The organism is Chondromyces crocatus (assembly GCF_001189295.1).
Lineage (GTDB): Bacteria > Myxococcota_A > Polyangia > Polyangiales > Polyangiaceae > Chondromyces > Chondromyces crocatus.
Genome location: NZ_CP012159.1, coordinates 7,066,032 through 7,086,373, shown reverse-complemented (window position 1 = coordinate 7,086,373; position 20,342 = coordinate 7,066,032). Strand labels below are relative to the sequence as shown.

General features: G+C 69.5%; 16 protein-coding genes. 5 read left to right on the top strand and 11 right to left on the bottom strand.

Going from position 1 to position 20,342, the window contains the following annotated elements; translation table 11 throughout:
• Positions 1-329: 329 nt before the first annotated feature.
• A complete protein-coding gene (locus CMC5_RS48980) occupies positions 330-686 on the top strand; it encodes a hypothetical protein (RefSeq protein ID WP_342673968.1) in 357 nt (118 codons plus the stop codon).
• Between the two features lie 57 nt (positions 687-743).
• On the opposite strand, the gene CMC5_RS25880 is transcribed toward CMC5_RS48980, so the two are convergent.
• Together CMC5_RS25880 and catB are read right to left on the bottom strand one after the other, a co-directional pair.
• Complete coding sequence (locus CMC5_RS25880) at positions 744-1,337, bottom strand: type 1 glutamine amidotransferase family protein (protein WP_050432920.1); 594 nt, start codon at positions 1,335-1,337, stop codon at positions 744-746.
• Between the two features lie 151 nt (positions 1,338-1,488).
• Positions 1,489-2,145: a type B chloramphenicol O-acetyltransferase gene (catB, locus tag CMC5_RS25875; RefSeq protein WP_245677761.1), complete on the bottom strand. Its 657-nt coding sequence runs from the start codon at positions 2,143-2,145 to the stop codon at positions 1,489-1,491.
• Between the two features lie 458 nt (positions 2,146-2,603).
• On the opposite strand from catB, the gene CMC5_RS25870 reads away from it, so the two are divergent.
• Positions 2,604-3,578: a viperin family antiviral radical SAM protein gene (locus tag CMC5_RS25870; protein WP_218920067.1), complete on the top strand. Its 975-nt coding sequence runs from the start codon at positions 2,604-2,606 to the stop codon at positions 3,576-3,578.
• Between the two features lie 176 nt (positions 3,579-3,754).
• Here CMC5_RS25870 and CMC5_RS25865 read toward each other — a convergent pair whose 3' ends face one another.
• From CMC5_RS25865 to CMC5_RS25840, 6 genes are all read right to left on the bottom strand, one after another.
• Entirely contained in the window at positions 3,755-5,035 is a 1,281-nt protein-coding gene (locus CMC5_RS25865; protein ID WP_050432918.1) for an FHA and sigma-54 interaction domain-containing protein, read from the bottom strand.
• A 43-nt stretch (positions 5,036-5,078) separates the two neighbouring features.
• Positions 5,079-6,911 carry a serine/threonine-protein kinase gene (locus tag CMC5_RS25860; protein WP_169796655.1) on the bottom strand — a complete coding sequence of 611 codons (1,833 nt, stop codon included), beginning with the start codon at positions 6,909-6,911 and terminating at the stop codon, positions 5,079-5,081.
• 156 nt (positions 6,912-7,067) lie between these two features.
• Entirely contained in the window at positions 7,068-8,942 is a 1,875-nt protein-coding gene (locus CMC5_RS25855) for a DNRLRE domain-containing protein (protein WP_050432916.1), read from the bottom strand.
• Positions 8,943-9,090: 148 nt separating this feature from the next.
• Positions 9,091-10,170, bottom strand: a complete 1,080-nt coding sequence (locus CMC5_RS25850; protein WP_050432915.1) for a hypothetical protein — start codon at positions 10,168-10,170, stop codon at positions 9,091-9,093.
• A 61-nt stretch (positions 10,171-10,231) separates the two neighbouring features.
• Complete coding sequence (locus CMC5_RS25845) at positions 10,232-10,759, bottom strand: methylated-DNA--[protein]-cysteine S-methyltransferase (protein WP_050432914.1); 528 nt, start codon at positions 10,757-10,759, stop codon at positions 10,232-10,234.
• Positions 10,756-12,219, bottom strand: a complete 1,464-nt coding sequence (locus CMC5_RS25840) for an AlkA N-terminal domain-containing protein (RefSeq protein ID WP_050432913.1) — start codon at positions 12,217-12,219, stop codon at positions 10,756-10,758. Before CMC5_RS25840 ends, CMC5_RS25845 begins: the two co-directional genes overlap by 4 nt.
• A 106-nt stretch (positions 12,220-12,325) precedes the next feature.
• Between CMC5_RS25840 and CMC5_RS25835 the strand changes: the two genes are divergently transcribed.
• Positions 12,326-14,551 carry a S9 family peptidase gene (locus CMC5_RS25835; RefSeq protein ID WP_082362793.1) on the top strand — a complete coding sequence of 742 codons (2,226 nt, stop codon included), beginning with the start codon at positions 12,326-12,328 and terminating at the stop codon, positions 14,549-14,551.
• A 34-nt stretch (positions 14,552-14,585) separates the two neighbouring features.
• Here CMC5_RS25835 and CMC5_RS25830 read toward each other — a convergent pair whose 3' ends face one another.
• A complete protein-coding gene (locus CMC5_RS25830) occupies positions 14,586-15,542 on the bottom strand; it encodes an alpha/beta fold hydrolase (RefSeq protein ID WP_245677760.1) in 957 nt (318 codons plus the stop codon).
• Positions 15,543-16,053: 511 nt separating this feature from the next.
• Between CMC5_RS25830 and CMC5_RS25825 the strand changes: the two genes are divergently transcribed.
• Both CMC5_RS25825 and CMC5_RS44925 read left to right on the top strand, forming a co-directional pair.
• Positions 16,054-16,671, top strand: coding sequence for a DUF2231 domain-containing protein (locus tag CMC5_RS25825; protein WP_082363516.1), 618 nt, complete (start codon positions 16,054-16,056; stop codon positions 16,669-16,671).
• Between the two features lie 171 nt (positions 16,672-16,842).
• Positions 16,843-16,995 carry a hypothetical protein gene (locus CMC5_RS44925; RefSeq protein WP_156338872.1) on the top strand — a complete coding sequence of 51 codons (153 nt, stop codon included), beginning with the start codon at positions 16,843-16,845 and terminating at the stop codon, positions 16,993-16,995.
• Here CMC5_RS44925 and CMC5_RS25820 read toward each other — a convergent pair.
• Positions 16,983-18,005, bottom strand: a complete 1,023-nt coding sequence (locus tag CMC5_RS25820; RefSeq protein WP_050432909.1) for a hypothetical protein — start codon at positions 18,003-18,005, stop codon at positions 16,983-16,985. The two genes, CMC5_RS44925 and CMC5_RS25820, sit on opposite strands and share 13 nt — an antisense overlap.
• 33 nt (positions 18,006-18,038) lie before the next feature.
• Positions 18,039-20,339 carry a TonB-dependent receptor plug domain-containing protein gene (locus CMC5_RS25815; RefSeq protein ID WP_050432908.1) on the bottom strand — a complete coding sequence of 767 codons (2,301 nt, stop codon included), beginning with the start codon at positions 20,337-20,339 and terminating at the stop codon, positions 18,039-18,041.
• Between the last annotated feature and the right edge of the window lie 3 nt (positions 20,340-20,342).

Genomic DNA, 20,342 nt, shown 5'->3' with positions numbered 1-20,342 from the left:
CCCTCGTGCTGTGGGGCTGTGCCCTTCCTCCCGTGGCGCCCGAGATGGTGCCGGTTGCGCCGGACACGCCCGCGTCGCTCGAGCGCCAGAACGGAGCGAAGGGCGGGGAGCGGGGGGCCACGGAGCGCGGCGCTGGGGGGTCAGCGGGGGGCGCGGTCGCGCGGGGGGGCACCGCTGGGGCTGGCGTCGTGGAGGGCGCGGAAGGGGCGGCGGGGACGGCGGGGGCAGCGGGGGCAGCGGGGGCAGCGGGGGCAGCGGGGGCAGCGGGGGAAGGGAGTCCGGCGGGCGGAGGGGTGGGGGCGCCCAGCGCGGCCGCAGGGGCCGGCGGGATCGGGCGGGCGGCGAGCATGGGTCCGAGCGTCGAGATGCCGTCGGACGCCATCCTGCTGACCATCTTTCTGCGACACGATCAGACGAAGACGCTCGATCAGATCAACGCGCACCTGGACCGCTCGGGGTTCCGCCACAGCTTTCCGCCGGAGGGGACGGAGGTGGTGTCCTGGTACGTGATGATGGGGATCGGGCAGGTGGTGACGCTGCGGGTGCCGCCGGACAAGCTGCGCGCGGTGAACCTGGCGATCGAGCGGGGAGCGTGGGGGGCGTTCAGGACCGAGTTCTATCCGACGTACGACTATGCGCCGCTCTGGAAGGCGCAGCGGGCGACGGATGCTGCGAAGAAGCGGTGAGGGAGCGAGCAGGGAGCGCTGGCGGAGAGCGGCCCGGCAGAAGAGAAGCGGCGGTCTTCAGGTGGGCTGGGGCTGGCCCTTGAAGAGGCCGTACCAGGCGTCGAGCATCGGCTCCGGGTAGACGTCGAGGAGGCGGAAGATCTCGCGGGCGAACTCCAGGGCGCCGAGGCCGGAGGCCGTGATGACGTCGCGATCGGTGACGGCGAGGGTGTCGCGGTAGTGGGCGGCGCCCTTGTAGTCCGTGGCTTCGAGGTAGTCGCGGGCGTTGCTGGTGTGGGCGCGGTCGTCGAGGAGGCCGGCGCGGGCGAGGCCGGCGGTGGCGCCACAGATGGCGGCGACGGGGACGCCGGCGGCCAGGAGCTCGCGGGCCTTGTCCGTGGCTGCGGGGATGCCTTCGGCGTCCCAGACCGTGCCGCCAGGAAGGATCAGCAGGGCGGTGCCTTCGGAGCGCAGGTCGGCGAGGCCGAGGTCGGGGACGATGGTCACGCCGCCGAGGCTGCGAACGGGATCGCGGGTGAGGCCCACGGTGCGGATCTGGTAGCGGCCCGGGTTCTTCTGGTGCTCGGGTTGATTGATGTGCGCAATGGCGAACCCGGCCTCCCAGTCGGCGAGGGTGTCGAAGACGAAGAGGTAAACGGTTTGCTGCGACATGAGCCAGTCTCCCGGGAGATGTGGATGCGCTGACGTCGAATCGCTCGAGCGTCGAGCGCGAGACCTATACCCCGGGGTCGTCGTGCTCGCCAATGGCGGCACTGGCTGGCGCCGTGGCAGGTCAGGGCGCCTTGGCTGGCGCCGTGGCAGGTCAGGGCGCCTTGGGGGCGCTGGCCACGTGCGCTCGCCAGTGGGCGTGGAGGGCGGGGATGTCGCCTGCGCAGAGGAGCTTCATGGCGCCGTGGAGCTGGTCGTCGGACCAGTCCCACCAGGCCATCTCGAGGAGCAGGGCGATGTGCTCGTCGGAGAAGCGCTTGCGGATGGGCTTGGCAGGGTTCCCACCGACGACGGTGTACGGCTCGACGTCGCGGGTGACCAGGGCGCGGCTGCCGATGAGGGCGCCGTGGCCGATGCGGACGCCGGCCATGATCATGGCCTCGGAGCCGATCCAGACGTCGTGGCCGACGACGGTGTCACCGGCGCCTTTGAAGCCGTCGATCGAACCGGCGAAGGAGGGGACCTCGCTCATGTAGAAGAACGGGAAGGTCGACACCCAGTCGCTGCGGTGGCCCTGGTTGCCGGCCATGATGAACGCGACGCCGGATCCGATGGAGCAGAAGCTGCCGATGATGAGCTTGTCGACGTCATTGCGGTCGGGGAAGAGATAGCGAGCGCAATCGTCGAAGGAGTGGCCATGGTAATAGCCGGAGTAATAGCTGTACCGGCCGACGAGGATGTTGGGGTTCTTGACCTGCTCGGAGAGCAGCTTGCCTCGGAACGGGCTTTCGAAGAAGTTCGTGGAGTTCACGTCGAAGTCCTTGGAATCGGGTGGCGTCGTCCGGCGTTGCCTGGACATCGAGAGGGGTCGAGGGGGGCGTCGCTGGCGTCGCTTTGCAGGATGCCGGCCGTTCTGGAGTGAAGGGGGCTGGCCTCCACGCGAGTACGCGAGGCCGGGTTCGTCGTTTCCGCGTGATAACGCAAAGATCGGCGGTCAGTCCATGTGGAAAGGGGCCGTCGGTCGGCAGGGGTCGGGCGAGGTGTGTCCTCGGTGTCGGTTCCGGTGTCGGTCGATGGAGCGCTCTCCGCAGCGCGATCGGGCGTGATCGTGAGCAGTGCAGGAGGGGGGAGGACTGATCGCGATCAGGGGCGGCTGGCTGTGGCGAAGGGAGCCGATGGTTGAAAAGGCCTCTGTTTCTCGGTGGATGCTGAGGGCGCTGCTCCAGGCACGGTCCCTGCTGATGGGGAGGTCAGAAGGGAGGCGTGGTCATGACGAAGTCGAAGGGGAGAGCGCTGCTGCAGATGATGCCGAGTACGGGGTGGGACGGGCTGGATGTGGAGCACGAGATGGTGCTGCTCGGTCGTGGGAGCGAGGGAGGAAGGGTGCATCCGTTGCCGCGCTCGGTGAACTATCACCTGTGGAAGCCGTGCAACATGCGCTGCACGTTCTGCTTCGCGACGTTCGACGACATGGGGGCGGGTCTGCTGCCGAAGGGGCACCTGTTGCAGGATGATGCGATCGCGGTCGTGGCGACGCTGGCGCGGCGGTTCGAGAAGATCACCTTCGCGGGAGGGGAGCCGACGCTGTGCCCCTGGCTCGTGGAGCTGATGGAGGTGGCGAAGCGCGCTGGGGCGGTGACGATGCTGGTCACCAACGGATCCCGGCTCACGCCGGAGTACCTGGGGCGTCTGCAGGGCAAGCTCGACTGGCTCACGCTGAGCATCGACAGTGCGTCGGAGAAGACTCATGCGCTGCTGGGGCGTGCGGTGAAGGGCGCGGCCATGGCGACCGAGCGCTACGTCGAGGTGGTGGGGAATGCGCGTGCGCTGGGGATGCGGATCAAGGTGAACACGGTGGTGACGACGCTGAATGCGGGGGAGAAGATGTCGGAGTTGCTGCTCGCTTTGAGGCCCGAGCGGTGGAAGATCCTGCAGGCATTGCCGGTCGAGGGGCAGAACAGCGGGCGCATCGAGCCGCTGGTGTGTTCGAAGGAGGCGTTCGCGGCCTTCGTGAAGCGACATCGGCACTTGGAAGGGCAGGGGATGGTGCTGGTGCCGGAGGATCACGAGGCGATCACGGGGAGCTACGCCATGGTGGACCCGGCGGGGCGGTTCTTCGACGACATCACGGGCCAGCACCGTTACAGCAAGCCGATTCTCGACGTGGGGCTCGAACAGGCGTGGTCGCAGGTGGGGTTCCTTCCGCAGCGGTTCGAGGCGCGCGGCGGGGATTACGAGTTCTGATGCACACGGCCGTGCACTCCGCCCGCTTCCGGATGCCATGAGGTCAGGCCCGAAGCGGCGAGACATGCCAGATTTTTCGAGTGGATCGCGGGGCGGCGGGGGCGCGTGCCCCTGCCGTGTGAATGAGGGGCGAGAGAGGGAAGCGACGGGGGGCTGCGAGCGGAGTCTGGATGCTCCTAAGCGCGGGTGTTTCTCTTGAGCCAGTGGAGCAGCTTGCCGCGGGAGACGCCGAGGAGCTTTGCGGCGTTGGACTTGTTCTCACCACAGCGGGCGAGTGCGGCGAGGACCGCCTCGCGGGTGAGCGTGACCGCGGCGCCCTCCGGCAACGGGCCGAGCTGCTGGGACACGAGCGACATGGAGAGTTCGTTGCGCCGCTGCGCGAACGCGATGATGCGCTCGAGTCCCCGCACGTTGTCGGGCCAGTCGTGGAGCATGAGGCGCTCGATGGCTTCGACGTCGATGACGGCGCGGTCGATGGGAGGGGTGGAGGGGGACGAGTTCCAGCAGGCCTTGGCGATGGCGTAGAGGTCCTCCTGGCGCTCGCGCAGAGGGGGGAGGGTGAGGCGGGTGCGGAACCTGGCCAGCATGTCGAGGCGGAACCTGCCGTGCGTGACCTCTTCCTGGAGCTCCCGGTTGGTGGCGGCGATGACGAGCAGGTCGAGCTTCTGGGTGCGCGGTGCGCCGACGGGCTGCACTTCGTGGTTGTCCAGGAACCGGAGGAGCTTGGGCTGGAGTTCGAGGGGAAGCTCGCCCAGCTCGTCGAGGAACACGGTGCCTCCCGCGTGGGCGCCGAGGATGCCCGGGCTCGCTTCGACGCTGCCGGTGTAGGCGCCGCGGGTCCAGCCGAAGAGCTGGCCTTCGAAGAGGCTCGGGGACACGCCGGCGACGTTGACGCTGGCGAACGGCTTGCGGCTGCGGCCGTACACGGTGGCGATGTGGCGGGAGAGCAGCTCTTTTCCGGCGCCGCTTTCCCCCTCGACGAGGACGTTCCAGGGGACGCTGCCTTCCAGATCGCGGAGCGCTTCGTGCACGGTGTCGAGGCCCCACGGACCGACGAGGGCACCGAGGGGCGGGGCGGGCTTGTCGGGGCCGGCATAGGCTTCGCGGTACACGAAGAGGGTGCCACCGAGACGGAGAATGGCGCCGTCCTCGACGGGGACGGGCTCGCGCGGGGTGAGCTTGATGCCGTTGAGCCAGGTGCCGTTGCGCGAGGTGAGGTCCTCGATCTGGAGCTTGCCGCCAGCGCGGGTGAGGCGGAGGTGTTCGGTGGAGACCTTGCTGTCCGTGATGCCGGCGTCGGCGAGCCAGGAGCGGCCCACGGCGGTGGCGGTGCGGGGAAGAGGGACGAAGACCTGGGTGGGGAAGGCGGCGAGGAAGGCAGGGCGTACCGGCTTCGGAGGCGCGAGGTCCGGGGGGCGATGCTCTTCGGTGGTGATGTCGCGGGGGCGGGTGGGCATGGTGTCCTCGGGGGGTGCAGGAGGGCTCGGCGGATCGCGCGGCTCAGAGGGGATCGAGATCGATGCCGAGGCGTACGGACGCCTGGTCGCGTGGGCCGACGTAAAGGAGCATGCCCTGGCACAGGATGGCGCTGGTCACGCCGCCGTGGTTGCTGGCGTTGCGGCCCTGGGCGAGGAGCTGCTCGCCTTCCCTGATCCGGATCTCGAGGCCGCTTTTCGTGACGTCGGCCGTGGTGATGGGGAGCCGCCGGCTCCTGGCGCCACCTGGGGCCGAGATCTCGCTGAAGCTGGCGCAGACCTCGTTCCCGCTGACGACACGGCGGACGCAGACTTCGGCGCTGGGGTGCATCTCGGCCATGTCGATCGTGTATTTCGTGCTCCCCGGAGGGCGCTCGGCCGCACCGATGAGGCGGAGGAAGAACGGGTGCTCCGGGAGCTGGCTGTCCTCGCAACCAGGGCCTGCAGAGCAAGCGCGTTCGGGGGAAACGCAGCTCTGCGGGGAGGGCTTGCAGCAAGGGGTCGGGAGAGCTGCCCGGGCTGGCGCCTGCGAGCCGGGATCCGCGGCTGCAGGCGCGCTGGGGGGCATCACGGGAGGTGGTGCGCTTTCGGTGGTGGAGGCGGATCGGGGAGCACGGCCGAGCACCATCCACACACCCGCCGCCGTCCCGAGGGCGCCGAGGACGATGCCCAGGGTCAGCAAGAGGGACGCGCGCGCCGAGGGCTCGCGGGAGGGGAGCGTCTCCGGCGCGGTGCTGTGCAGGGAGGAGCGAGGGACGCTGTGCGCGCTCAAGGACGTGCGTAGGCCCGACAGGGCTGGAGACCCCGCGCCGGAGGGTGGAGACGGCATGGGGGTGGTGCGTGTCGCCCGGGGATCCTCCGGGGCGGGGGCGTTCCGGAAGGCGATGGGCACGCTCGCCGGGGGCCCAGGCAGCGAGGGGGACGACGCCCTGGCGTGGTGGGAGGGATCGAGCGAGGTCCTCGGCCCAGCATGCGTCGCGGTGGGCGGGGTGGCCGGTGGGTGGTTCGAGGAGGTGGGCGCGTAGGCTGCGGGGCCACCGGTCAGCAGGGTCAGCAAGGCGGCGCCGTTCGGTGGGCGACGCGCCGCGTCCAGTTCGAGGCAGGCGCGGAGGGCGGCGCCGAGAGGGCCAGGCACGTCTGCGGGAGGCCAGGGGTGCCGTCGTGTGTCGGCGGCGAGGTACACGGCGACGAAGTCCGCGCTCGATGCGCTGGGGTCGAGGCCGGTGGGATGGACGCCGTGGAGAAGCTCCCAGGCGAGCACGCCGAAGGCGAACAGGTCGCGCTGGAAACCTCCGCCATGGATCCGCCAGCGGCTCGGGGCGAGCAGCTCGGGGGCCATGTACGCGAGGGTGCCGATGACGGCGCCGGTGGCCGTGAGCGGCCTGGGGTTGCCTGCTCGTGCGGCGATGCCGAAGTCGAGCAGACGCAGGCCAGACGGGTCGTGGGGCGCAGGCCAGAAGGTGTCGGTGATCAGGAGATTGGCCGGCTTCAGGTCGCGGTGCACCACGCCGATCTGGTGGACGTGGGCGAGGACTCCGGCGAGGTGCACGAGGGCGGCGCGGCGGTGCTCGGGGCTCATGCGCGGATCCCGGGCTGCGTCGGCGAGCGAGCGTCCCGCCACGAAGTCGAACACCAGGCCGACGAGGCGCTCGGAAGGGAGCTCGAAGAGCCCGCGACAAGGGACCAGGGAGGGATGCGACGCGTCCGCGACGGCGCGCGCTTCACGCCGCGCCCGCTCCGCGTCGGGGCCTTCGAGTTGCTGAAGAGAGAACAGCTTGAGTGCGCGGACCGCGTTCTCGACGGGGTCGGCGACCTTCCAGACGGCCCCTTGACCTCCGGCGCCGAGGGGCTCGATCAAGGTGTAGCGATCGACGCGTAAACCCGGGCGAAGGTCCATGGATCGGTGCTATCGGGGGCCGGTGTCGAGGTCAAGCGCACCTCGCGCGTTGGGGGTCATACGAGGGGCCGCGGGCGCGGTGCGCGAGGCTCGCTCCACGCCCCAGGGCCGCCTCGGTCAGAACGTGGCGGGGAGGGTCCAGCGCTGGATGGCCGCGCCGGTCGTGAGGCTCACGAAGTACAGGTGGTCGTCGCCGGCGATGGTGATGCGTCCAGAGCCCTGGCCCTGGGCGAAGAGGCCGAGGTCGTCGCCGGCGCCCGAGAACTCCCGGATGGCGCCGCCGCGCAGCGCGACGTAGACGCGGCCGTTCCACGGGTCACGCACCATGCCCGTGACGTCCTGCGCGGTGGTGGCGAAGAGGATGCTGGTGCCGGTGTTCATGTCGAAGAGGCGGATCTGGCGGTTCGCGAGGGCGACCAGCAAGCGGCTGCCGTCGATGGGGGCGGTGCCGTAGACCCGCGAGCCCATGCTGGCGAAGTTGGTGCGGGTGTAGGTCTGCGGGTCGAGGCGCGAGAGGGTGCCGTTGCCCGACAGGTTGCCGATGTAGAGCTGGTCGTCGAGGCCCCAGGCGAGGCCCGCGGGGCCCGTGTCGAAATGAACGCTGCCGAACGGGCCGGTGCCGGTGGTGGAGGTGGCGGGGGCGACGTTGGGAAGGTTGTTGGTCGGCGGGTTCCAGCGACCGACGCCTTGAGGAGGGTTGGCCGCGCAGCCGCAGCTCGCGCAGCAGATGTACGTGAGGGCGACCTCGATGCCATCCGGGCCGAAGGTGGCGGTGTCACCCTGCGCGATGGCGACCTCGCCCATGTTCAAGTTGGCGCTCCCCGCGAAGCTGGTGACGATGCCAGCAGGGGTCATGCGCCGGAGGTAGTCGGTGCCGGAGAGCATGGTGACGCCCCAGGCGTTGCACGTGGCGTCGAACTTCAGATCGGCGAGGGCGTTGCGGAACGCGCTCGTGTTGAGGTTGGCGAGCGGGGCGGGGGCGCAGGTGGGCGGAGGGCGATCACAGCCGCAGCCCGTGCCGTGGCAGACGCCATCGTCGCAGGCGACGTCGGTGCAGGGGAGGGCAGGGACGCACTGGTGGACGGCGGTGTCGCACGCAGCGCCAGGGCCGCAGCTCTGGTCGCCGCAGGCCGCCAGGGTGCCGGAGACGACGCAGGGGTCGGAGGGGGGAACGCATGCGCCGAAGGCGCCCTCACCGACGTTGCAGACCGTGCCTTCGTCGCAAGGGACGGCCTCGGGGGCGGTGCAGTTCACCACGCACTGGCCGAGCTCGCAGACCTCGCCCGGGCCAGCGCACGCAGGAGAGCAGGTGGGATCGGTCCAGCACACCGTGAGGGCAGGGCGCTCGGTGACGTAGTTCGCTTCGCTGCTGCGCCACTGGGTGGTGCTGGTGAGGTCTTCTTCGAGGAGAAGGCCATGGTTGTCGACGGTGCCGTCGGTCCACTGTTGCACGAGGGCCGTGACGTCGAGGCTGCGGGGGCCGAAGCCGCTGGTCGTGTGGAGCACGCCGACGACGGCGGGATCGAAGGCCGCAGCGAAGCTGTTCCAGCTGGTGGCGGCCTCGGACCAGGCGGCGGTGGCGCGGTGGACGCGGACGTCGCTCGCGGTGGCGCGGTAGGTCTGGTTCACGGTGAACGTGGCCGTCTCGATCAGCGCGTGAGGGGGCAGGAATTCGAGTTCGAACCGGACGAGGGCTTGCTTCTCGCCCGAGCCGTTGCTGCCGGTGTACACGGCGGGGTAAGCGCCGGAGCTGTGATCGCCGGGGTAGGCGCTGTTGAGGTAGGTGTCGGTGACGACGCCGTACGCGCCACGCTGCACGGTGACGCACTGGGAGAGGGCGGCGCTGGCCGTCGCCGTGGGATCGGTGGCGGTGGGGGCCGCTTCGGTGGCGAGGGGGGCCGGCTCGGGCGCCGGGGCGCTGCAGGCGGTGAGGGCGAGCAAGGCGCCGAGCGCGCCTTGCAGGAGGGAGATGGGGGGACTTCGTCGGTGCATGGAACGTCGGCTCCTGAGGGGGTAATGGCCTGCGATCGCGCGATCGATCCCAGGCCAAAAGGCGGACGTTCTCACGGGGCAACGGCGGTCGTCAAAGGGCAGCCAGCGTGGCCGATGGCGCCGTGGAGAGGTGGGTGGACTCACCCGCTCACGGGGTATTCGGGTCGGCGCCGATGTTCTGGAAGGGGTTGAAGGTGTAGCTGCTGGAGAAGCCGCTCGGCACGTTGAAGTAATGCGCCGTGAGCTTGGCCGGGTCGGTGGCGATCTCGCCGCGCAGGACCGGGCCGTCGTCCTTGTCGTCCCAGCCCCACGGGGCGTTGGCGGCGTTGGTGGTGCAGAGGTGGGGCAAGAGGCCGCAGCCGCCGCCCTTGTCGCCCGCGAAGGTGCCGTGCGAGGCGAACAGGCTGGCGAGCTGGCGACGCGGCCAGAATCCCTCGGGGCCGTACGCGTCGATGAGCTTGTAGCGGACGTCGTCGTCGTACGCGGACATGGGCTCTTCGGCGGTGGTGAGCGAGGGGTAGTACTTCACGCCGTCGCCCACGATGTCGTAGCTGGGCCAGGCCTTGAGGCCGTGCCCCTTGGCTTCCTGGGCGGTGATGGGGTGGTCGTGGCCGTCGTGCGACGCGAGCCGGAGGGTGCCGTCGACCGACTCGTTCTTGCCCGTGAAGGGGCTCCCCGTGGGCACGAACGAGAAGAAGTCCTTGTGGGCGACGGTGACGGCGCCGAGGAGCCTTCCGTAGGTGCTGCCGTCGCGGCCGACGATGACGAGCACGCCCTCGGCGTCGTTCTCGTGCTCGGTCTCGAAGACGTTGTCGGCCCAGTCGCGCGGGTGGAAGAAGGTGTAGATGATGTACCAGTGGGAGCTGGTCTCGACGACGTTGTGGTAGGCGTGCGCGCGCAGGGGGTGATTGGGGGTGTTCTCCCAGTTGTTCGTCGCTATCCAGTCGCCATCGAAATCGACGCGGCTGATGTAATCGGAGCGGCCGCCGAGGGCATGGGATCCGGTGACGTCGACGTCCTGGTAATGGATGGGCGCCCAGCGCAGCGCGAGGGCCGCGCGGGCGGCGGTGGAGCCGACGCCCTGGGAGAGGGCTTCGACGGCTTCGTCGAGGATCTCGGCTTCGTCGAGGGGTTCGTCGGCGAGATCCGCCACGCAGGCGGTGAGCAGGGTGAGAGACGCAGCGATGGCGGTGCGCACCACGGCGCCGCAAGCGTTCCGAAACAGCATGGCGATCCTGCCTTTCTGGCGGACCCATAAACGATTTCGGAGATGCGCTGTGCTGATTTCGTCAGCCGGTCGCGTGATTGCTGGTGAGAATCGTGCCAGGTACTTTCTTTTCCAGCATGGCGGTCTCGTGGGTGAGCAACCACCGCTTCGTGGGGAGGCCCCCTGCATACCCGGTGAGCGCGCCGTTCGCGCCAATCACGCGATGGCAGGGGACGATGATCGAGAGCGGGTTCTGGCCATTGGCGGCGCCGACGGCGCGGGCGGCAGTGGGGCGGCCGAGCTGCGTGGCGATTGCAGCGTAGGTGGTGGTCACACCGAAGGGGATGCGGGTGAGCGCGGTCCACACCGTGCGCTGGAAGGGGGTGCCTTGCGGGGCGAGGGGGAGGTCGAAGGTGAGGCGGTCGCCAGCGAAATACTGGGCGAGCTGGCGTCGGGCTTCGAGGAGGGCGGGGTGCCGATCGCCGGGAGCGGTCGAAAGCGCGGGGATGCAGCGGTGCTCGGGGGTGTAGAGCGCGGCGAGCGCGTCGTCGGTGGCGTCGAGGCGGAGCAGGCCCAGGGGGCACGCGACGTGAAGGTGGTAGCGGATCATCCGCCGGCTCCGTCCGAGAGGCTGGTCCAGAGGTGCATGACGGCGTAAGCGCGCCAGGGGCGCCAGGGCTCGGCGCGCGTGGTGGCGGCTCTGGCGGTGATGCCGCCCATGGCCTTGCGGACGGCGAGGTCGCCGGAAGGGAAGGCGTCGGGCCAGCCGAGGGCGCGCATGGCGACGTAATGGGCGGTCCAGTCGCCGATGCCAGGGAGGGCGCAGAGCGCAGGGAGGGCCGCCTCGGGGTCGCCGTGGCGATCGAGGGAGACCGTGCCGCCGTGGATGGCCCGGGCGATGGCCAGGATGGCGCGGGCCCGGGTGGCAGGCAGGCCGAGGGAGGCGACGTCGTCTTCGGCCGCGGCGGCGAGGCGCGCGGGGGTGGGGAAGAGGAGTCCGAGGCCGTCGATCGGGACGGTCAGTGGGTCGCCGAAGCGGGCGGCGAGGCGGCCGGCGAGGGTGGTCGCGGCGCGGACCGAGACCTGCTGGCCGAGGACGGCGCGGATGGTCATCTCGAAGCCGTCGAACGCGCCAGGGACGCGCAAGCCAGGGTGGCGCGCGACGGGGCCTGCGAGGAGCGGGTCGCGGCCGAGGTGCGCGGCGATGGCGGTCGGGTGGGCGTCGAGGTCGAAGAGGGCACGCAGCCGCGCGGAGAGGGGCATGAGCGCGTCGGCAAGCGATGGGGCAGCCTCGATGCGGAGCGCGGCGCGCTTCTCGTCGTGCTGCACGGTGATCCAGCCGGTGAGGTCACCGAGGCGGACCGTGCGGGCGTACACGCCGTCGGTGACGCGCTCGGCACCGGGGATGGCGCGGCCCGCGAGGAACGTGAGCAAGGTGGACCAGTCGAGGGGGGGGCGGTAGTCGAGTCGGAGCACGAGGGTTCCTTCGTTGCGTTCCTGCGAGCCCACGGCGCGCTCTCTGCGGAGCGCGGACGGTGGCCTGCCGAAGCGGGTCTGGAAGAGGGCGTTGAAGCGGCGCACGCTGGCGAAGCCGCTGGCGAAGGCGATCTCGGAGAGGGGGAGCGAGGTGTCCTGGAGGAGCTGCTTGGCGAGCGCGAGGCGGCGCGTCTGGGCGAGCTCGATGGGGGAGACGCCCAGCTCGGTTTCCATGGCGCGGCGGAGATGGCGGCCCGTCACGCCGAGAAGCGCCGCGAGGTCGTCGACGGAGCCTTCGTTCAGGAACCCGGCGTCGATGCGAGCGACGGCGCGCGCGACGAGCCGCGGCAAGGCGTCGACGAGGCCAGCGCCCGGCGCGAGCTCGGGGCGGCAGCGGAAGCAAGCGCGGTAGCCGTCCCGTTCGGCCGTGGCGGCGCTGCGGTAGAACGCGCACCGCTCACGGCCCGGCGTGCGCGCCCGGCACACGGGGCGGCAGTAGATGCCCGTGGTGCTGACGGCGACGAAGAAGACGCCATCGAAGCGGCCATCGCGGGCCGTGAGCGCGCGGTAACAGGTGTCGTCGTCGAGCGTCACGGCAGCGTTTCTAGCGAACCGTGCGGTGGCTGTCTGGCCGTTTTCGGACCTGGGCGCGGCTTCGTGAGCGCGACAGGTGAGAGCCCATGGAGTAGCGTCCCGGCCCATGCCCTTCCGCCATGCAGGACGACTTTTCCTCGTCACGTCGCTCTCCCTCGGCTGCTCGGCCACCCCCTCGGCGGAACCGCCACCTGCCCAGCTCGGTACGCCGTCAGGCACTTCCTCTGCGGCTGTCGAAGCACCCCCTGCAGGGCCGGTCGCCCCGGTGGCGAAGAAGGTTCCGCACGTGGTCCAGCTGGCCAACGGGAAGAAGCTCGTCGACGACTATGCCTGGCTCCAGAAGAAAGACGCTCCGGAGGTGCTTTCGCACCTGAAGGCGGAGAACGCCTACACGGAGCAGATGACGGCGCATCTCCGGCCGCTGGAGGAGAAGCTTCATGCGGAGATGCTCGGGCGTCTCGTCGAGGACGACACGGAGGTCCCGCACAAGGACGGCGCGTTCCTCTATTACAACCGCGACGAGAAGGGGAAGCAGTACCCCATCCTCGCGCGCAAGCCCGTGAAGGGCGGAGACGCGGCGAAGGAAGAGGTGATCCTCGACGTCAACGAGCTGGCCAAGGGGCAGAAGTTCGTCGGACTCGGGCCGGTGAAGGTCTCCGACGACGGCAACCTGCTCGCGTACGGTCTGGATACGACGGGATTCCGTCAGTTCGTGCTGCACTTCAAGGACCTGCGCACCGGCGCGCTGCTGCCCGAGCGGATCGAGCGTGTCACCAGCGTGGTCTTCACGAAGGACGGCCGCACGGCTTTCTACACGGTCGAGGACCCGCAGACGAAGCGCTCCCATCGCCTCTACCGCCATGCGGTCGGCACCGATCCGGCGACGGACACCCTCCTCCACGAGGAGAAGGACGAGCGCTTCGGCATGCGCGTCAGTCGCTCGGCCAGCCGTGCGCTGATCCTCGTCCAGATCGAGAGCCACACCACGAGCGAGGTGCGCTTCCTCCGAGAGGACAAGCCGAACGGGGCGCTCGTCGTGGTGGCTCCCCGGGAGCAAGACCACGAGTACCAGGTCGAGCACCGCGATCGGGACCTGCTGATCCTCACGAACTCACCCGCCACGGCCGGAGGCCCGAAGTCCACGAACTACCGCCTGGTGAAGGCGCCCCTCGATCGGCCCGATCGCGCCTCGTGGAAGGAGGTGATCCCCTACCGGAGCGAGGTGATGCTGGAGAGGATCCAGCCGTTCGCCGGCTTCACTGTGGCCCTGGAGCGCGAAGGTGGAGGGCGGCATCTGCGCGTCTTCCCGGGGAAGTCGATGGCGCTCGAAGGATCTCACCGCGTGGCCTTGCCCGATGAGGTCTATGCGCTCTGGCCCGAGTGGAACTCGGAGTTCGGCGCGACCAGCTATCGCTTCCGGTACGAGTCGCCCATCACGCCCGAGAGCATCTACGAGTACGAGCCGGCGACGAAGAAGCTGAACCTGCGGAAGCGTCAGGTGATCCCGGGGGGTTATGACCGGGAGCGCTACGAGGTGAAGCGGGTCTTCGCCACGGCGAAGGACGGCACGAAGATCCCGATCTCTCTGGCAGGCCGGAAGGGTGCGCTCGGATCGGGGAAGGCCCCCGTGCTCCTTTATGGCTACGGCTCGTACGGCATCCCGATGTTCCCGTACTTCTCCTCGGCACGCATCTCGCTGCTGGATCGCGATGTCCTCTTCGCCCTCGCGCACATTCGCGGTGGGGGAGAGCTGGGCGAGACCTGGCACGACGAAGGCAAGATGAAGAAGAAGATGAACACGTTCACCGACTTCATCGACTCCGCGGAGTCCCTCGTCGCTCAAGGGGTGGCCGATCCGAAGCGGATCGTGATCCAGGGGGGGAGTGCGGGCGGCTTGCTGGTCGGTGCGGTGACGAACCTGCGTCCCGAGCTGTTCGCAGGGGTGGTCGCCGAGGTGCCGTTCGTCGACGTGATCAACACGATGCTCGACGAGTCGCTACCGCTCACCGTCGGGGAGTTCGAGGAGTGGGGGAACCCCAAGAAGGCGGAAGACCTGGAGACGATGCTCCAGTACAGCCCCTACGACAACATCACCGCGAAGGCCTATCCCCCGGTGCTGGTGCGCACGGCGTACAACGACAGCCAGGTGATGTACTGGGAGCCCGCGAAGTACGTCGCCAAGCTCCGGGCGACCCGGACCGACGCGAACCCGGTGCTGTTCAAGATTCACCTGGACCCCGCCGGTCACGGGGGCCTCTCGGGCCGCTATGATCGTGTGAAAGACGCTGCATTCACCGGCGCCTGGATTCTGGACCGGCTCGGCGCGAAGTAGCGGGGGACGTGACGCACACCGCCGGCTCCCGAGCTCAGACCAGGCCGACGAGCTTGCGAGCGAGCGGGATGGCCATGCGAGGCCGCGCGGGGGCAGCGCGCCGCGGTGCGCGCATGTTGGCGCGGATGCGGGGCGTCGCCTGAGGCTCTTCGAGGAAGCGGAGCAGCTCGGGCACCAGCTCGGTGGCCGCCTCGCGGTGGGGGTAGTGCCCCGCGCCGGTGAAGCGCCGGACCCGGACGCCTTCGAGGTAGCGCACCACCTCGTCGGCGTGGCGGACCGGGATGACGGGATCCTGGTCACCCCAGTAGATCGCGAGCGGAGGCAGGTCGCCGAGGCGGTGGGAGTGATCGAGGAAGTGCTCGACCTGACCCTTGAGATCCACGCTGCCGCGCAGCGTGCGTGACAGGGCGCGCCCGGTCCCGGGGGTGGCGTTCACCCGGGCGAGGTGCCGGCGCTCCGAGGCGTTGAAGTTGCCGCCGAGCATCATCATGCCGGCGTGGGTGCCCATGCCCATCAGGAGGGGAGCTGCCAGGTCGAGGAAGCCACTCACCGCTGCCAGGCGCAGCGGGAGCGCCACCTCGGTGCCGAGGCCGCCGGTCGCGAGGAGCGCGAGCCGCTGGACACGGCCGGGTAGCTCGAGGAGCAACCGCATGGCGATGCCGCCGCCGAGGGAGTGACCGATGAGGTCGAACTCGTCGATCTCCAGGGAGCTGATCCAGTCGGCGACCACGCCCGCGTACCAGGCCACGTCATACGAGGCGTCGGGTCGTGCCGAGCGCCCGTGACCCGGGAGATCGAGCGCGAAGACGCGTCGACCGGCAGAGAGCGCGGGCGCGACCAGGTTCCACGTGCGGCACGAGTCGGAGAGCCCATGGATCAGCACCAGGGGACGTCGCTCGCCACCGCCGTGAGGTCGAGGCCCGGACCACTCTTCCCAGTGCAGGTCCCCCCCGCAAAAAGGACGGGTGTTACCGAGGCAGGTGATCGACATGTGCAAGACAGAGGTCTCACGAAGCGCGCTTCCCGTCCAGAATTCGTCACGGTTTCGACACATCGGCGACGCGGCGTGAGCGTCGGGTTTCGGCCGCGAAATGAGGTTCGCGTGCGCCGTCGAGCGCGGAGAGACGCCCGCTTCGCTGATCGACTCCATGCGTCGATCGACGTCGTGCGAAGCGACATTCACATTCCTGCGCGCGGCTCCTGTCGCCGAGATCCCCTCGGGAGGGGACGTCCCCTTTTCCCGCTTCTGCACATCCCGACGTCAGGCCCATCCCTTGCTCTCCGCTGGCAGGGGAGCCAGACCGGGCATGACGTGAACACCGCTCGGCAGCCGACTTCGAGAGCGGCGGTCGAGGTGGAGCGGGTACACGAGCCGCGAGACCGATGGCGTGAATGGTCCAGGGGGCGAAGTTGGTACGCCGTCTGGTCATGCGTCTCGTCGGTGCACACCGCGACGGCATGCATCCCGGTGACATGACCCCCTGGAGGATTGCATGGCGAACATGGCGAAGAAGATCGACCTGGGAATCTCGTCACAGAAGTGGATCGATCAGGCGGCCGAACCCGTTCAGCAGGCACTTCATCCGGTGGTCCACCGCTCGATGGAGGTTGCCGACGTCCTGCATGGACGCTGGCTCGGTCACCCGCTTCATGCCGTCCTCACGGATCTGCCCATCGGCGCCTGGATGACGGCTCAGGTCTTCGACACGATCGAACTCGTCAGCGGGACCCGCCGCTTCCGGAAGGGAGCGGATCTGGTCCACACGATCGGTCTGGTGGGCGCTGCGGCTGCTGCCGTCGCCGGGATGGCCGACTGGTCGGACACCCGTGGCGACGCGAGGCGGCTCGGGTTCGTGCATGGGGTGGCGAACGTCGTCGTTGCAGGCCTCTACGGTGGCTCGCTGGTGGCGCGCAAGCGGGGGCGCCGCACCCTGGGGCTCACGCTGTCCACGGTGGGGTTCGGGCTGCTGGCCTTCAGCGCATGGCTGGGCGGAGAGCTGAGCTACCGTCATGGCGTCGGCGTGCGAGGAAAGGCGAAGCGTCTCGACGCGGAGGCGCGGAGAAACGAGATGGACTCTTCGCTCCCTCAAGCCCACGGGCTCGGACATCTTCCGGGCTAGCACTGCGTACGCTGAATCAGGGGCCTGTCGGCCCCTGCGCTCCCGAGGGTGGCTACCCCTGCTTTCTTCGCAGAGCGCTCGGCCAAGGACCCCGGGCGAACTTGGGGAACAAGGTACTGGTCCCCGGACGGGTGCATCGAAATCGTTCTGTCCGGATGGGACGAAAATCGGATGGGCGACAGGAGCGCGTCGCATCCGACGCCACCAGCCGCCATGACCTGCGGCGACGAGGCGTGGATCTTCGACGGGGCGGAGGACGAGGAGGCCGTGCTGGCGTCAGGGACGCAGTGCGGGGCCCGCGGCGACGCGTGTCAGCGGCGGTAGCTGTCGCGGTGCTCGATCTCGCAGGTGCCGCCGCCAGCGACGCGCAGGATGCGGGGGAGGAGATAGACGTAGATCTGGCTCTCCAGCGTCGCCGGGGTTCCGGGGATGTCGATGGGGCCGATGGGTCCACTCGGCTGACCTGCGCCCGAGCCGAGGCCTCCCCCGGTCCCGCCACCCTCTCCACCCGTGCCACCCAGAGGACCGGGCGTGACCTCGACCTTCGAGAGCTCGTCGAAGGTGACGGCGCCGTCGCCATCCGTGTCGGCGTCGGCAAGGGGCTGGAAGTGGAACCCCGACTCCTCCTCCGCGGTGACGCGGAAAAGCTCCTCGGCACGCAGCTCCAGACGCATCTCGCTCGCGCCGTTCTCGGAGAGCTCCACGGTGGTGATGAAGCCGCCCTCCTCGGCCTTGCAGTTGCTCATCTCGTAGGAGCGGCGAAAGCGCCAGTCGAAGCGCTTCTCGACGCCCTCGCGGGTGGCCCTGCCGGTGACCATGACGCTCACCTGCTCGTCGGTCGCGAACCTGTCGGTGCCGCGCTGGCGCATCGTCTCGACGTCTTTTTGCGTGACGCCTGCGCCGAGGATGGTGTCGAGGGACGGGGAGCGAAGCCGGAACTCGACGCGGCAGGTGCCGATCCCGTAGGCCGTGCCGACCTTCTCACGCTCGATGCGGGTGAAGTCGAAGAGGCGATCGTAACGGGCTTCTGCGTAGGTGTTGCAGCTCGTGTCTTCCCACATGAAGTCGATGTTGCCGACCGCGGCCACGAGCCTGTCGAAGGTGATGTGCCAGCCGTCGTCGGTGTCGAAGCCGGAGCGCAAGGCCTCGCTCGGCTCCACGCTGACGTAGAAGCTCTCCGGGACGGGGCGGGTATCACCAGGGAGGCAGCCCGTCAGGACACAGGCCGCGAGCGGGAGCACGGAGCGGACCCAGCGAGCAGCGGAGCAGGGGAGGGCCAGCGCCTTCGAGGACCGAGACGAGGTGAGAGGGCTGGCAGGGTGATCCGGGTGCATGGCGTCCTCGCTCCAGGGGATGGGGTCAGGATCTCAGAAGCCGCCTTCCAAGCCTAGGCTCGGGACGGTGACGGGACCCACCTCGTTGCCGTTGATGGTTTCCTTGTTGAGTGTGGCATTGAGCGCTTCGATGACGAACGAGAGCCAGGTCGTCCTGCCGAGGGTCCACTTTTTCTCGATCCGCGCGTCCAGACGATAAAACCCAGGCTCGCGCTCGGGGCTGAGCAAACGGAAGCCTTCGGGCATGCCTGGAGGGGTCTGGAAGTTCGGGACGCCGGTGTAGAACGTGAACCGGCTGCCTGCGCGCCAGCCACGGCCGAGGTCGTACGACAGGGCGGCGTTGAAGACGTGGGTGCGATCGAAGGCAAACGGGAACGTGAAGTTTCCGATGGTGCGTGTCGAGCGGGCGAGGGTGTACGAGATGAACCCGCCGAGGTGCTGCGTGAGGTTGCGGCGGATGTAGACCTCGAGGCCGCGCGAGACGCCGAGGCTGCGGGGGACCTGGTTCTGGTCGTTGCCCGGGGGCTGGACGCCCGCCGTGTCGCTCATGTTGAGGAAGAGGTTGTTGAACACGGTCACCGTGGCGGTGATCTTCGCCGGAAGATCGACCTCGACGCCGGCTGCCGTCTGCAAGGAGCGCTGGAGGCCATCGCGGAGGTTCGCGATGGCGAGCCCTGGGATGGGGATGATGAACGATGGCGGCTGGTGCGCGAGGCCGATGGCGTGCAGGAGGCGGAGCCGCCTGGTGACGTCGACGCGGAGGCCGAGGCGTGGGTCGAAGCCGACGGCGTACGCGCCGTTGGAATGGAAGACGTCGGTGCGGATGCCAGGGGTGAACTCGACGTTGCGGTTGGGGCGCCAGACGGCATCGGCCCAGAGGGTGGCGACGGCGTCGGTGCGTGACGGGAAGAGCCGGTTGTACGCCGCGACATCCGGGTCTTCGCGGTCGCCATAGGTGGCTTGATCCGCCTTGTAGCCATCGAAGAGGACGTCGAACCCGCTGCGCACGGTGAGGTTCTCGTTGATGGGCTGGTTGAGCTCGACGCGGGTGCCGCCGAGCAGGTCGCGGGCGTTGCGCTGGTCGGCGATGCGGGTCTGATCGAAGCCCCACGTCGCGGCCCAGCGGAGGCGACCTTCGTTGGGGAGGCGGACGTCGTAGCGGCCGTCGACGCGGTAGAACTCGGAGCCGAAGATGACGGTCTCGATGCCGTTCAGCTCCTGCGCGAGCAGGTCGTAGGAGCCGAAGGCGAAGAGGGTGAGGCGGTCGCGCGGGGTGATGTCGTAGGTGACGCGGGCCTGGTAGTCACGGTAGTCGAGGCGCAGCTCGGGCGAGATGAGGGAGATGACCGCGGCGGTGTACGAGTAACGCGCGGAGGCGAGGGCGGTGCCGCGTCCGTCGGCGAAGCTGCCTTCGACGAGGGCGCCGACGTCGACGAGGCGGAAGTTGCCTTCGCCGTGGAAGTCAGGGTTCGGCTCGGTGGTCTCGGCGGAGACGATGGCGCCGGAGAAGCGCCCGAAGCGGGCCGGATAGCCGCCCGAGTAGAGGTCGACGCGCTCGACGAGGCCCGGGTGGATGACCGAAGGGCCTGCGGCAGCGTGGAAGAGGTAAGGGACGCGGACGCCGTCGAGGTAGTAGCCGATGTTCCCGGGAGGCGCGCCGCGGATGTAGAAGTAAGGCAAGCCGGAGGCGATGGGGGTGACGCCAGGGAGCACCTCGATGGCGCGGAAGGGGTCGCCGAACGCGCCGGGGAGCTGGCGGACCTCGGCGCGCGTGAGCGTCTTCGCCGATGGGGGAGGCTTCTCGGCGCGGACGACGACCTCGATCGGTTCGGGCTCGGGGGGAGGCGCTGGCTTGCCCCCTGCTCCCTGGGACGCACCGGGCTGTCCGGCGCCAGGCTGGCTCGTGGCGGGCTGAGCGACCTCGGGCTCCTCGGGCTCTTCGACGGGCTGCGGGGCTTTGAAGCCGAGGGCGAACCGGACCCGGGAGACGACGGGCTCACCCTTGCGCGTGCCCGGTGTGAGCCGGAAGCTCTCCGCGGCGCGCTTCGCTGCCGAGGCGAAGGGCTCTTCTCCGCTCTGCACCTCGACGGACCTCACCGTGCCATCGCGCTCGACGACCAGGAGCAGCACGACCTCGGCGTCCCCTTCGCCGCCTTCGGGGTACGGGACTTCGGGGATGGGATCGAGGCGTGGTGGGACGATCTCGGTGACGCCCGGCGCTTGCTGCGCTTGCTGGGCCAGGGCGGGTGGAGCGTCGAGGAGGGCGGCGACGGGGGCGACCGCGGCGAACCAGCGGAGCGCGACCTTCAGGGGCGTGTGACGGGAAGGTTTCACGGC